Consider the following 12,561-nt stretch of genomic DNA (forward strand, 5'->3'; position numbering starts at 1 on the left):
ATCGCACCAAGTCTTGAAGTTAAGTTTGCGCATGACCGACAGTGGTCTGCTGAATAGACAAGGCAGGAAGCAAAACGATGAAGTTCTCCGCACCGGTGATGAGCGCGCTGTGCCTGGCGATCGCCAGTGGGTGGGCCTGTGCCGATCACGTGTTGCCCGCGCCACCCGAACGGGCCTCCGGCTACCGCACTGGCCTGCAGCCGGTGCACGCCAACCGGCATATGGCCGCCGCCGCCAACCCGCTGGCCAGTGAAGCGGGGCGGGCGATGTTGCGTGCCGGTGGCAGTGCCATTGACGCCGCCATCGCCATGCAGATGGTGCTGACCTTGGTCGAGCCGCAATCCAGTGGCATTGGGGGTGGGGCCTTTATCCTCTACTGGGACGGGAAGCGCGTGCAGGCTTTCGACGGCCGCGAGGCAGCCCCGTCGCAGGTAACGGAAAAGCTGTTCTTGCAAGCCGATGGTTCACCGATGCCCTTCAGGTCGGCACAGATCGGCGGGCGTTCAGTGGGGGTGCCCGGGGTTTTGCGCGCGCTGAAGCTGGCTCACGAGCAGCACGGCAAGCTGCCTTGGCAGCAACTCTTTGCCCCGGCCATTGCGTTGGCACGTAGCGGTTTCCCGGTATCCGAGCGCCTTCACACCCTGGTGGCCGGTGACCCGTATATTGCCCGTTCACCGACCATGGCTCGCTACTTCCTGGATAAAAAAGGCAAGCCGCTGCCAGTGGGTACAACGTTGCGCAACCCCGAACTTGCGCAAACGCTCGAGCAAATTGCCGCGCACGGTCCCCAGGCGTTCTACACCGGTGAAATCGCCGCGGCCATCGTGGCCAAGGTGCGCAGCCATGCCAATGCCGGTTATTTGTCGTTGCAAGACCTCGAGCGGTACGGTGCCAAGGAGCGCGAGCCGGTGTGTGGCCCTTACAAGGCCTGGCGCATCTGCGGCATGCCGCCGCCGTCGTCGGGCGGGGTGACGGTGTTGCAGACGCTGGGCATGCTTGAAGCCGTGCAGCGCACCACGCCACAACGCGATCTGGCGGCGTTGCGGCCGCTGGCGAACGCGTCCCCGGCAGGCCTGGAGGCATCGCCGCTGGCCGTGCACCTGATCGCCGAAGCCGAGCGCCTGGCCTATGCCGACCGCGCTCAGTACCTGGCCGACAGCGATTATGTGCCGGTCCCGGTCAAGGCCCTGACCGACGCCACCTACCTGGCCCGCCGGGCAGCACAGATTGGGGCATACAGCATGAAGCGCGCTCGCCCGGGCCAACCGCCAGGCGCCGACCTGGCCCTGGCGCCCGATCGTTCGCCTTTGCGCATTTCCACCTCGCACCTCAGCGCAGTGGATGACAGCGGCCAGGCACTGGCCATGACCACCTCGGTGGAGGCCGCGTTCGGTTCGCACCTGATGGTCAAGGGCTTCCTGCTCAACAACCACCTGACGGACTTCTCGTTCATCCCTCAGGAGCACGGCAAGCCTGTGGCCAACCGGGTGCAGCCGGGCAAGCGGCCACTGTCGGCGATGGCGCCCACGCTGGTGTTTTCGCGGGCCTCTGGCGAGCTTGTGGCCAGCCTTGGTTCGCCAGGGGGCTCGCAGATCATTGGCTACGTGAACAAGGCGCTGATCGGCTTGCTGGATTGGCAGCTCGACCCGCAGCAGGCGGCCGGCTTGCCCAACTTCGGCAGCCGCAATGCCGGCACCGAAGTGGAAGCCGGGCTCGCCAGCCCATCGCTGATCCGCCAATTGGCAGCCTGGGGCCATGAGGTCACGCCGATGACCATGACCAGTGGCATGCAGATCATCCAGCGCAGCGGCGATGGCTGGTCCGGTGGCGCCGACCCTCGGCGTGAAGGTGTGGCCCTTGGCGACTAGCCGTGATAGAACGCAGTCTTGCCATTCAGCAGTTGAATACCAACATGTCTATCAGCGTGAAATCGAATAGAGCCCTGTTCGACCTCGACCTGCTACGCGCCATCGTGGTGGTGGCCGATTGCGGCAGCTTCACCACGGCGGCGGCGCGCCTGCACTCGACCCAGTCGACCATCAGCCAAAAGGTGCGCCGCCTGGAGGACATGGTCGGGCATCGCCTGTTGGTGCGGGGTAACCGCGATGTGCTACCGACCGACGCCGGGCAGACCTTGCTCGGCTACGCCCGGCACATGCTGGCGCTGAATGACCAGATGCTCGAAGCCCTGGCCGGGGCGATGGTGGGCACCACCGTACGCCTGGGCGTGCCCGAGGACTTCGTTGGCGGGCGCACCACCAATGCGCTGTCGGCGTTCAGCCGGCTGCACCCGCAAGTGAAACTGGAAGTGACCAGCGGCCTGTGCCGCGACCTCAGCCAGGCCTACGACAACGGTGAACTGGACCTGGTGCTGCTCAAGCAGCGGCGCAACACCCGGGAGGGCGTGGCTTGCTGGCCCGAGCGCCTGCAATGGATCGACAGTGCGCGCACCCCCGCCTTTGAGCTGGACCCGATCCCGCTGGTGACCTTCCCGCCGCGCGGCCTGTACCGCGAAGACATGATCAACGCGATCGAAAGCATGGGCCGGCGCTGGCGCATCAGTTTCACCAGTTCCAGCCTCAGCGGTATCCAGGCGGCAGTTGCCGATGGCATGGGCATCAGCCTGCTGCCACCAAGGGCGGCTACGGGGGAGCACCGGGTGCTGGGGGCAGGGCAGGGGCTACCGGAGGTCGACAGCTATGAAATCGTCATCGTCCACCGGCCGACGGCGGATGTGATGGTCAAGGCGTTGGCCGAGGTCATGACACAACTGCTGGCGGGCGGTGGGATCTGAGCCGGCCTGACGAACTGACGCGGTGTTTGTGGGGCGCCCCGGCAGGGCCGCTCCCACAGAAAATCGAGTCGGCCGACGATTGATGGGTCAGGCGCAGGCCGCAGCGAGGCGTGGCGACAGATGAATGCCGGCGATCATGCAGCGCACTGAGCCGCCGGCCATCTCAATGGTCGGCACGTCCAGCGGCACCAGCCGCGCCGAGCGCTCGATGCGCTGGCGTTGCTCACCGGTCAGGCTGTCGAAGGCCTTGCGTGACAGTGCCAGGATTCGCCCGTCACGCCCGGACAGCTCGATGGCATTGCCGGCAAACTGGCTGATCTGCTGGTTACTCAGGTCAATCACGTCGCGGCCCGATTCGATCAGCCGCATGCGCACTTCCTCGGCCCGCGCTTTGTTGGTGAACGTGCCAAAACCCACCAGTGCAAATTCGGTCGCCACGCACATCAGTACGTTGGTGTGGTAGATCGGCGTGCCTTGCTCGTCGGCCGTGTCGAACACCATCGGCTCGAAGTTGAAGTGCGTGCTGAAGCGCTCGAGGGCGATCGGGTCGGCGCGGTTGGAACGTGCGGTGTAAGCCACCCGCGACAGGTGGTCGAAGACCATGGCGCCGGTCCCTTCAAGAAACAGTTCGTCTTGCTCCAGCCCTGAATAATCGATGACATCTTGCACGCGGTACTCATGTTTGAGCATCTCGATCACATCCGCGCGCCGCTCGCGGCGGCGGTTGCGCGAATACATCGAGTAGATTGCGATGTGTCCACCGGGGTGGGTAGAGAACCAGTTATTGGGGAACACCGAGTCCGGGGTGTTGTGTTCGCCGAAATCATCGAACAGGTGTACCCGCACGCCTTCGGCCTCAAGGCGACCGGCGGCCTGCGTGACTTCTTCGCGGGCAACCTCGGCGAGCGCCTGTGCGGCGAGGCCGGGGCTGCTGCGCTGGAACGAGTTGTCGGCTGCGGTTTCCGGGTTGGGGGTGAACGCATGTGGCCTGACCATGACCACTGCTGCAGGTGCTTGAATCGAACGCGTTGGAAATGCCATGAGAAATACCGGGTTGAGTGCAGGGTTAGGCAACGCGTCGGATACGGCTTTTGGCAGCACGGCCGCGGGTGTGGCTGAACAGGTCTTTCGGGTCGTCTTCCACCCATGGCACCAGGTCGATCTTCGTGCCCATGCCGCGCTTTTCGGCCTGCTGTAGTACGTAACGTAGTACGGTGTAATCCTCCAGGGCGAAGCCCACCGAGTCGAATACGGTGACCTGGCGGTCGCTCTGGCGCCCCTCGGTCTCGCCGCGCAGCACACGCCACAGGTCAACCACCGGGAAGTCAGCGGGCAGCTGCTGAATGTCACCTTCGATACGGGTTTGCGGCTCGTACTCGACGAACACCCGGGCGTTGCGCAGCACATCGGCGTGCAGTTCGGTCTTGCCCGGGCAGTCGCCCCCCACGGCATTCAGGTGCATGCCAGGTTCGAGCATGTCGGGGGTGATGATGGTGGCGTAGGCCTTGTCGGCAGTGACCGTGGTGATGATGTCCACGCCTTTTACCGCTTCGGCCACCGAGCCGGCCCGGCGAATGGTGAGGCCGCTGTATTCCTTGAGGTTGGCAATCAGCTTGGCGGTGGCCAGCGGGTCGGTGTCATAGGCGACGATTTCTTCGATGCCCAAGTGCTTGTGGAACGCCAGCGCCTGGAATTCGCTTTGCGCGCCGTTGCCGATCAGCGCCATCTTGCGCGAGTTCGGTCGGGCCAGTGCCTGGGCTGCCATCAGCGAGGTGGCCGCAGTGCGCAGGGCGGTGGCAATGGTCAGTTCGGACAGCAGCACCGGGTAGCCGGTGTCGACATCGGCCAGTACGCCGAAGGCCATCACCGTATGCAGGTCACGTGCGGTGTTGGCCGGGTGGCCGTTGACGTATTTGAAGGCGTAGCGGCTGTTGTCGGCGACCGGCATCAGTTCGATCACACCCACTTCCGAGTGGCTGGCAACCCGTGCGGATTTATCAAACTCCTGCCAGCGTTTGAAGTCTTCACGCATGGCCGCAGCCAGTTCACCTATGAACGGCGCTACGCCGATGTCGTGCACCAAGTCCGACATGGTTGGAACATCAATGAAATACGTCATGCTCTTGCACCTTGTTATTGTGCGCTGCGCCCTGGATATTGCAGGGTGAGCGCTTAGGATTATCGAAGTGTCGCCGGCTCGAACATTTTGATGAAAGGTGGCGTCAACAGGAAGAATGCAGGTTGCCAGTTTCGCCAACTTTCTAGACAATCTGCCACCCCAAAGTAGCAATCTGATTATTTGGCAGGCATATGGACACTATCGATCGGGAACTGATTGCGCTGTTGCGGGACAATGCACGCACTCCCGTGCTGACCTTGGCAAAAAAACTCAAGGTGGCCAGGGCAACGGTGCAAAACCGCATCACCCGGCTCGAAGAGCAGGGCGTGATCATTGGCTACACGGTACGTTTGCGCTCCGATGCGCTGGACCAGGGCGTGCGGGCAATTACCAGCATAGGCATCAGCGGCCACCACGCTGCAGAGGTCAAGCACGCGCTGCGTGGGCACCCCAACGTGGTCGCCATCCACACCACCAATGGCCGTTGGGACCTGATGGCAGAGCTGCGCGCAGACACCCTTGAAGCGTTCGACCGGGCGCTGAATACCATTCGCTCCATTCCGCACATCGAGAATACCGAGACCAGCATCCTGCTCTCCACCTACAAGATGTGACCGCGGGGTCAGGCCTTTTGAAAGGCGCATTGCGCAAACTGTCACCCAGGCTTTCCACAGTGCAAAAAATCCCTTTGGCTGTGCGCATTCTGTAGCGTTCCGCTTGGCCCGGGCCACTGGCAGAATGAAACTGTTTTCGTGCAACGGTACAAGGCGCACCAACCAGGGTGCGTTTCAAACAATAAAAAAGCCCGCAGCTAAGTTGCACCGGGCGTGAGTGTCCGTTTTCGTTATTACCTGCGCTTTTATCATTTTCAATGACAGGGAACCTGCACCTTAGTGCCACTTACATGGTGCGGCGCGGGGCGCTGAAGTTTTACCAAAAAAGAATAAGAGGTCGACTATGCATCAAACGTGCAATGCGCAAAGCGCTGCTCCGCAAGAGGGCCGAGTGCTCAAGCGACGGCTGGAAAACCGACACATACAGCTTATTTCGATCAGTGGTGCCATTGGTACCGGGTTGTTTATGGGCTCGGGCAAGATCATTGCGCTGTCTGGCACTTCGATCATCCTCGTCTACGCCATCATCGGTTTTTTTGTGTTCTGCATCATGCGCGCCATGGGCGAGATGCTGCTGGCCAACCTGCAGATGGAATCGTTCGCTGACCTGGTGCACAACTACCTGGGGCCGCGGGCCGGTTACATTCTCAGCTGGTCGTACTGGCTCAGCTGGGTGGTGGCGGCGGTGGGCGACGTGGTGGTGGTCGCAGGGTTCGTGCAGTACTGGTACCCCGATGTGCCTACCTGGCTACCGGCTTTCGGCACCATGTTCCTGTTGCTGGGCCTGAACATGCTGGCGGTGAAGGCCTTTGGTGAAGTGGAGTTCTGGTTCGGCCTGATCAAGATCGTCGCCATCGTGCTGCTGGTGGTAACCGGCCTGGTGATGGTCGCCACCTCCTATACCTCGCCGGGCGGGGTGACGGCATCGTTCAGCCACCTGGTGGCCCCCGGCGTGGTCATGCCGCATGGCATCCTTGGCTTCCTCGCCGGGTTCCAGATCGCCATTTTCTCCTTCGTCGGCACCGAGCTGATCGGCACCGCAGCGGCAGAGGCCAAAGACCCCGAAAAGACCCTGCCCAAGGCGATCAACACCATCCCCGTGCGTATCCTGCTTTTCTACATCTGTTCGCTGGTGTGCATCATCAGTGTGGTGTCCTGGGCCAATGTGCCAGCCAACCGCAGCCCCTTCGTTGAATTGTTCCTGCTTGGCGGGTTGCCCGCTGCTGCTGGCATCATCAACTTCGTAGTGCTGACCTCCGCGGCATCGTCGGCCAACAGTGGCGTTTACTCGGGCTCGCGCATGCTCTATGGCCTGTCGCATCAACAACAGGCCCCGAAGGCGTTCGGGCGCCTGTCCGGGTCGGGTACGCCAGTGCGGGCGCTGGTATTCTCCGGGGTGTGCATGGCGATTGCGTTGACGCTGCTGTTCGTGATCCCGGAAGTGATGACCGTGTTCACCCTGGTGTCGACCATTTCTGCGGTAATGATCATCGTTACCTGGTCGCTGATCCTGCTGTCCTACTTTGCTTACCGCCGACAGAACCCGCAGGCCCATGAGCAGTCCAGGTTCAAGCTGCCGGGCGGCAAGGTCACCGCCGCGCTGGCGCAGCTATTCCTGATTTTCGTGCTGTGCCTGCTGGTGCTGGAACCGGACACCCGCACGGCGTTGTACGTGATGCCGCTGTGGTATGCGGGCCTGTTGCTGGCCTATCGGCGCAGGACCAAGGCCTCTGCCCAACCGCAGAGCGCTACTGCTGATTCGTTGATTTAGCGGGTGCTCTGTGGGAGCGGGCTGGCCCCGCGAACACCGGCAAAGCCGGTGCCAGGCACCGCAGGGTTGCCTTCGCGGGGCAAGCCCGCTCCCACAGCAGTCCAAAAGGGCTGGCGATCTGCTACAGCGGCCAGGACAGGTAGTTCCAGCATTCTTCAGGGCTGGCGTTCAGCAACCGCCCGCAACGTACGCAACGTTACCACCGGCGCATCCACCACAAACCGGTTGGCCAGCCAGCCGGGCACATCGCCGGCAGGGTCGGCCTGCAACTGGTAGGTCACCTCCGTCTCGCGCTCGCCCAGAGGTTTCATGCGCCACTCACCGCGCAGATGCTGCACCCGGATCAGGCCGTCAACCTTGGGAATCCTGTCAGGCTCGGCGCTCAGGCGCCGCAGCAGGGTGCCGTCATCCAGGCGTTCGCTGGTGACTTTCAGCACAATGTCCCGCGGCATCGTCGGCCACGGCAGGTTGGTGGTCAGGTACACCCAGGTATTGGCGCCATCCACTTCCAGCAAACGCATCTGGTCACAGGCGTATAGCCATTTGCAGGCTACCCGCAGGTTCTCTTGCAGGTCGGTGAGGGTGCGCACGCTGGCTTTCATGGTACTTACACCACGAAATTGCTGGTAGGGCGTGTCATGCGCGCTGCTCAGGTACACGCGAATGCCTTCGCGGTCATAGGCCAGGTTCCACTCATCGGCGGCCGGGGCAGGGGTACACAGCAGCAGGGCAGTGAGCAGCAGGCAGCGGTTCATGGCCGGTACCGCGCGGGGGATGGGTGTTTGAGTATGCGCGGCAAACAGAAAGCCCGCCAGGTTGGCGGGCTTGCGGGCATCAGCCTGGGCTTAGCGCTTAGGGTTCAGCGTCAGGTGCACGTGACGGTTAACGTCCTTGTACAGCAGGTAGCTGAAGTTGCCAGGGCCGCCGGCGTAGCAGGCTTGCGGGCAGAAGGCGCGCAGCCACATGAAGTCGCCGGCTTCCACTTCAACCCAGTCCTGGTTCAGGCGGTACACCGCCTTGCCTTCCAGCACGTACAGGCCATGTTCCATCACGTGGGTTTCAGCGAACGGAATAACGCCGCCCGGCTGGAAGGTGACGATGTTCACGTGCATGTCGTGGCGCATGTCGGCCATGTCGACAAAACGGGTGGTTTTCCAGCGGCCTTCGGTGCCCGGCATCTCGATGACGGTGGCGTTGTCGCGGTGGGTGACGAACGATTCTGGTACGTCCAGGCCCTCGACTTTCTGGTAGTGCTTGCGCAGCCAGTGGAAGGTGACGTTGGACTTGCTGTTGTTGCGCAGGCTCCACTCGGCGCCTGGCGCCAGGAAGGCATAGCCGCCGGGTACCAAGGTGTGGTGCTTGCCTTCCACGGTGATGTCCAGTTCGCCTTCGACGATGAACACCACGGCTTCGGCGTTAGCGTCCAGCTCGGGGCGCTCGCTGCCGCCTTCCGGGGCCAGCTCGACGATGTACTGCGAGAAGGTTTCGGCAAAACCGGTCAGCGGGCGGGCGATGACCCACATGCGCATCTTGTCCCAGAACGGCAGGTGGCTGGTGACGATGTCACGCATCACGCCCTTGGGGATGACGGCATAGGCTTCGGTGAACATGGCACGGTCAGTCAGCAGCTCGGTTTGAGCCGGGTGCCCACCGTGGGGGGCGAAGTACGAATGGTTCGACATGGACAATCTCGACTTGTTGTTCTCTCCCCATGCCGTGAACCGCACCGGCCGGTGCGGCGCAGGGGATGTGGCCACAGAATAGGGTCGAGCGCGTGCCATCCACAAATTAAATGTTGGAATACCCGGTATTTGATCGCTGAATGTCGACCTGGCGCCCGGCGTGGGCTTCCGGCAGTCGATCGCCTTGACCGAACAATTTTTGGCGCAAGGTCCCTTCGGTGTAACTCGAAGGGTAGCGGCCGCGTCGTTGCAGCTCGGGCACCAGCAACTCGACCACGTTGGCCAGGTCATCCGGCTGCACGGCGTAGGTCAGGTTGAAACCGTCGATGCCGGTCTGGTCCAGCCAGCTTTCCAGCTGGTCGGCCACCTCGCTGGCAGAACCTGCCAGTACCGGGCCGCGACCACCCAGGCCAACGAACTCGGCAGCCTCGCGCACGGTCCAGCGGCGGTTCGGGTCAGCGGCGGTAAACGCGGCCAGGGCAGCGCGGCCGGCGTCATTTTCGACGTATTCGATCGGCGCATCAGGGTCGAGGCCGGCAAAGTCGATGCCGGTCCAGCCCGACAGCAGCGCCAAGGCCGCGTCCAGGTCGACATAGCGACGGTATTCGGCGAACCGCGCCTCGGCTTCTTCCCGGGTAGGGGCGACAATCAGCAATGCCTGGGCATAGATCAGCACTTCATCACGACCTCGCCCGGCGGCTTCGCTGGCCTGGCGAATGCCATCGGCGTAGCGGCGCAACACTGTAGGGGTTGGGCCGCTGATGAACACGCATTCGGCGTGGCGCGCGGCAAACTGCTGGCCGCGTGCCGAAGCGCCGGCCTGGAACAGCACCGGCGTGCGTTGCGGTGACGGCTGACACAGGTGCATGCCGGGCACCTGGAAGTGCTCGCCCACGTGGTTGATCGGGTGCACCCGGGTTGGCTCGATGTAGCGCCCGCTGTCGCGCTCCAGCAGCACCGCGTCATCGTCCCAGCTCTTTTCCCACAGCTTGTAGAGCACCTGCAGGTACTCCTCGGCCAGGTCGTAGCGCTGATCGTGGCCCAGCTGGCGCGCCAGGCCGAGGTTGCGTGCAGCGCTGTCGAGGTAGCCGGTGACGATGTTCCAGCCGACCCGGCCGTTACTCAGGTGGTCAAGTGTGGACATGCGCCGGGCGAACGGGTAGGGGTGCTCGTAGGTGAGCGAGAAGGTCACGCCAAACCCCAGGTGCTCGGTGACCCCGGCCATGGCCGGCACCAGCAGCAGCGGGTCGTTGACCGGCACTTGCACGCCACCGCGCAGGGCGGCCTCAGGGCCGCCTTGGTACACGTCGTAAATACCCAGCACATCGGCAATGAACAGGGCGTCGAACAGGCCGCGCTCCAGCAGGCGGGCCAGGTCGGTCCAGTAGCTCAGGCGGTTGAAGGCGACGCTGGTGTTGCGTGGGTGGCGCCACAGGCCGGGGGACTGGTGGCTGGCGGCGTTCATGCTGAACGCATTGAAGCGGATCGGGCGGGGCATGTCAGTTGCGCTCCACTCAAGGCAATACGGAAGCCGGGTAGACCGCGTCGGCCACCTGCAGCTTGTGTGGAATCAGGCCCAGGCCCTGGAAGGTGTCAGCGAGTTTCTGTTGCTCGGCGACGATCTGCGAGGTGATGGCCACGGCGTTGTAGTTACGGCGCTCGCTGGCCACTTCAAGCACGTTGGCGTTGATGCCCAGCTGCGGGGCCAGCAGTGCGGCAACCTCTGCGGGTTTGGCGTTGGCCCACTGGCTGACTTTGCCCAGTTCGGTAAAGAAGGTTTTCAGCAGCGCACGGTGCTGGTCGGCGTAGCTGGCGGTGGACAGGTAGAAGGTGCGGTTGTTGGACAGGCCGCTGCCGTCACGCAGGTTCTTCAGGCCTGGCTGGCTTTCTGCAGCGGCGAGGAACGGGTCCCACAGGGTCACGGCCTGCACGCTTCCCGACTGCAAGGCGGCCACGGCATCGGCGGCATTGTTGACGTAGGCGGGGGTGATGTCCTGGTAACTCAGGCCAGCCTGTTGCAGGGCGACAGCCAGCAGGTACTGGGCATTCCAGCCACGGCCGGTGGCCACGCGTTTGCCTTTCAGGTCCTGCACGCCAGTCAGGTGGTCCTGCTCGCGTACCACCAGGCCGATGCCGCGTGGGTAGGGCTGTTCGGCGGCCAGGTACACCACCGGTTTGCCGGCGGCCTGGGCGAACACCGACGGTGCGTCGGCGGCGTGGCCGAGGTCGATGGCGCCCGTGCTCAGGGCCTCGAGCAGCTGTGGGCCGGCGGCAAACTCGTGCCAGCTCACCTTCACGCCTTGCGGGGCCAGGGCCTTTTCCAGGGCGCCGCTGCCTTTGAGAATGTTGATGCTGTTGAACTTTTGGTAACCGATGCGAAGGGTCTTGGCGTCGTCGGCCAGGGCTTCGGACCACGGCAGCAGGGCACTGGCGACACTGGCCAGCAGGCCGCCAATCAACAGGCGGCGCAGGGGGGAAAAGGCACGGATTGGCATGGGGATGCTCCTTCAGACCGGGTGGTAAACGATGGGCCCAGCCTAAGGAGATGGCGTTTGGCTTTCAATTTTTATATTCCGTTTCGTTAGATTGTTTTGTTATTTTTATATCCTTTTGTTTTGTAACGATTTGCATGCTTTCGACATTTTTTTCACATTCGCTTGCTAGCATCCCCGGCATTCCGAGGAGCCCTACATGCCGCAATTCCTGCGCCAACGCAGCGCCCGCATCGCCCTGACTGCCACTACCGGTTTGCTCGCCGCCACCTTGGGTTTTTTCGCCTGGCAGAGTTTCTACCCGGTCCAGGCTGCCGCTGGTTGGGATGTCCAGGTGCTGCATCGTGATGTGGCCAAGGCCGCATCGTTGTTGCCGCAAGCGGATGGCAGCCTGCTGGTCAGCCGCGAACTGGATGATGGCCGAGGCAGCATCCTCAAGATCACCGCGACAGGCGACCGCGTAGTGGTTATCGACAGCCTGTCGAAGCCCGACGGCATGGTCGCGGCACAAGGCGGTTGGGTGTTCAGCCAGGAAGGCGGTCAGGCGCCGGTGAGCCTGGCCCGCGATGGTCAGGTTACCCACCTGTTCGACGGTGAAAGCGTGCAGGGGCTGTGGAACGACGGCGACCACCTGTATGCCATCGAAGACCGCAAGGGCAATGGCCGCTTGATGCGTTATGACTGGGCCAGCGGCCAGCTTGAAGTGCTGCGTTCCGGCCTGACCGAAACCGAAGGCCTTGCCCGCTGTAACGACGGCCGCTTGCTGTACACCGAAAAAGCCAATGGCAAGGTTCGCGCCCTGTCCGACGATGGCCAGGACCCGGTAGTGGCCGAGGGGTTGCGCAACCCTACCTTCCTGTTCTGTGACCCGCGTGGCCTGTGGGTCAGCGAAGACAACACCCACCGCGCACGCTTGTTGCTCATCGACGCTGACGGCGTCCAGCACACCATGCTGACCTTCCTCAAGGCGCCGCAGTCGATCGTGGCGGACGGCAAGGGCGGCTACCTGTTGGCCGAAGGCGGGCGTAACCGCGTGCTGCACCTGACGCCGCCACCGACGCACGACACCGCCCAGCGCGACTGAGCCGG

General features: G+C 63.1%; 11 protein-coding genes. 5 read left to right on the plus strand and 6 right to left on the minus strand.

The annotated features are described in order from the left end of the window. The first annotated feature begins 77 nt into the window (after nt 1-77). Nucleotides 78-1,868, plus strand: coding sequence for a gamma-glutamyltransferase (gene ggt, locus J3A71_RS14330; protein ID WP_096426154.1), 1,791 nt, complete (start codon nt 78-80; stop codon nt 1,866-1,868). Between the two features lie 44 nt (nt 1,869-1,912). Further along, a complete protein-coding gene (locus J3A71_RS14335; RefSeq protein ID WP_016487399.1) occupies nt 1,913-2,794 on the plus strand; it encodes a LysR substrate-binding domain-containing protein in 882 nt (293 codons plus the stop codon). An 87-nt stretch (nt 2,795-2,881) separates the two neighbouring features. Here the strand turns inward: J3A71_RS14335 and J3A71_RS14340 are convergent, their stop codons facing one another. Both J3A71_RS14340 and J3A71_RS14345 read right to left on the minus strand, forming a co-directional pair. Beyond that, a complete protein-coding gene (locus J3A71_RS14340; RefSeq protein WP_082422016.1) occupies nt 2,882-3,790 on the minus strand; it encodes an arginine deiminase-related protein in 909 nt (302 codons plus the stop codon). Between the two features lie 70 nt (nt 3,791-3,860). Then, entirely contained in the window at nt 3,861-4,913 is a 1,053-nt protein-coding gene (locus J3A71_RS14345; RefSeq protein ID WP_016487397.1) for an ornithine cyclodeaminase, read from the minus strand. Nucleotides 4,914-5,104: 191 nt separating this feature from the next. Here J3A71_RS14345 and J3A71_RS14350 point away from each other — a divergent pair, with 191 nt between their 5' ends. Then, nucleotides 5,105-5,527, plus strand: coding sequence for an Lrp/AsnC family transcriptional regulator (locus J3A71_RS14350; protein WP_016499380.1), 423 nt, complete (start codon nt 5,105-5,107; stop codon nt 5,525-5,527). Nucleotides 5,528-5,870: 343 nt separating this feature from the next. Further along, entirely contained in the window at nt 5,871-7,298 is a 1,428-nt protein-coding gene (locus J3A71_RS14355) for an amino acid permease (protein WP_024717557.1), read from the plus strand. Between the two features lie 155 nt (nt 7,299-7,453). Here J3A71_RS14355 and J3A71_RS14360 read toward each other — a convergent pair whose 3' ends face one another. The 4 genes from J3A71_RS14360 to J3A71_RS14375 form a co-directional block, all read right to left on the minus strand. Further along, nucleotides 7,454-8,053, minus strand: coding sequence for an START domain-containing protein (locus tag J3A71_RS14360; RefSeq protein WP_016487395.1), 600 nt, complete (start codon nt 8,051-8,053; stop codon nt 7,454-7,456). 90 nt (nt 8,054-8,143) lie between these two features. After that, nucleotides 8,144-8,980: a bifunctional allantoicase/(S)-ureidoglycine aminohydrolase gene (locus J3A71_RS14365; protein ID WP_060518220.1), complete on the minus strand. Its 837-nt coding sequence runs from the start codon at nt 8,978-8,980 to the stop codon at nt 8,144-8,146. A 106-nt stretch (nt 8,981-9,086) separates the two neighbouring features. Next, a complete protein-coding gene (locus tag J3A71_RS14370) occupies nt 9,087-10,478 on the minus strand; it encodes an LLM class flavin-dependent oxidoreductase (RefSeq protein WP_024717556.1) in 1,392 nt (463 codons plus the stop codon). Nucleotides 10,479-10,494: 16 nt separating this feature from the next. Continuing rightward, the gene (locus tag J3A71_RS14375) at nt 10,495-11,475 is read right to left on the minus strand and encodes an aliphatic sulfonate ABC transporter substrate-binding protein (RefSeq protein WP_096426153.1); all 981 of its coding nucleotides are present in this window, start codon (nt 11,473-11,475) and stop codon (nt 10,495-10,497) included. A gap of 196 nt (nt 11,476-11,671) precedes the next feature. On the opposite strand from J3A71_RS14375, the gene J3A71_RS14380 reads away from it, so the two are divergent. Beyond that, nucleotides 11,672-12,556: a hypothetical protein gene (locus J3A71_RS14380; RefSeq protein ID WP_016487391.1), complete on the plus strand. Its 885-nt coding sequence runs from the start codon at nt 11,672-11,674 to the stop codon at nt 12,554-12,556. The last annotated feature ends 5 nt before the right edge of the window (nt 12,557-12,561 follow it).

This window comes from Pseudomonas sp. PvP089 (assembly GCF_017875165.1).
GTDB lineage: Bacteria > Pseudomonadota > Gammaproteobacteria > Pseudomonadales > Pseudomonadaceae > Aquipseudomonas > Aquipseudomonas fortuita.

Excerpts from the sequence above, each read along its gene's own strand:
- J3A71_RS14375 (WP_096426153.1), bottom strand. The coding sequence starts at position 11,475 with ATGCCAATCCGTGCCTTTTCCCCCCTGCGCCGCCTGTTGATTGGCGGC.
- J3A71_RS14350 (WP_016499380.1), top strand. The coding sequence starts at position 5,105 with ATGGACACTATCGATCGGGAACTGATTGCGCTGTTGCGGGACAATGCA.
- J3A71_RS14340 (WP_082422016.1), bottom strand. The coding sequence starts at position 3,790 with ATGGTCAGGCCACATGCGTTCACCCCCAACCCGGAAACCGCAGCCGAC.
- ggt (WP_096426154.1), top strand. The coding sequence starts at position 78 with ATGAAGTTCTCCGCACCGGTGATGAGCGCGCTGTGCCTGGCGATCGCC.
- J3A71_RS14365 (WP_060518220.1), bottom strand. The coding sequence starts at position 8,980 with ATGTCGAACCATTCGTACTTCGCCCCCCACGGTGGGCACCCGGCTCAA.
- J3A71_RS14360 (WP_016487395.1), bottom strand. The coding sequence starts at position 8,053 with ATGAACCGCTGCCTGCTGCTCACTGCCCTGCTGCTGTGTACCCCTGCC.
- J3A71_RS14370 (WP_024717556.1), bottom strand. The coding sequence starts at position 10,478 with ATGCCCCGCCCGATCCGCTTCAATGCGTTCAGCATGAACGCCGCCAGC.
- J3A71_RS14335 (WP_016487399.1), top strand. The coding sequence starts at position 1,913 with ATGTCTATCAGCGTGAAATCGAATAGAGCCCTGTTCGACCTCGACCTG.
- J3A71_RS14345 (WP_016487397.1), bottom strand. The coding sequence starts at position 4,913 with ATGACGTATTTCATTGATGTTCCAACCATGTCGGACTTGGTGCACGAC.
- J3A71_RS14355 (WP_024717557.1), top strand. The coding sequence starts at position 5,871 with ATGCATCAAACGTGCAATGCGCAAAGCGCTGCTCCGCAAGAGGGCCGA.
- J3A71_RS14380 (WP_016487391.1), top strand. The coding sequence starts at position 11,672 with ATGCCGCAATTCCTGCGCCAACGCAGCGCCCGCATCGCCCTGACTGCC.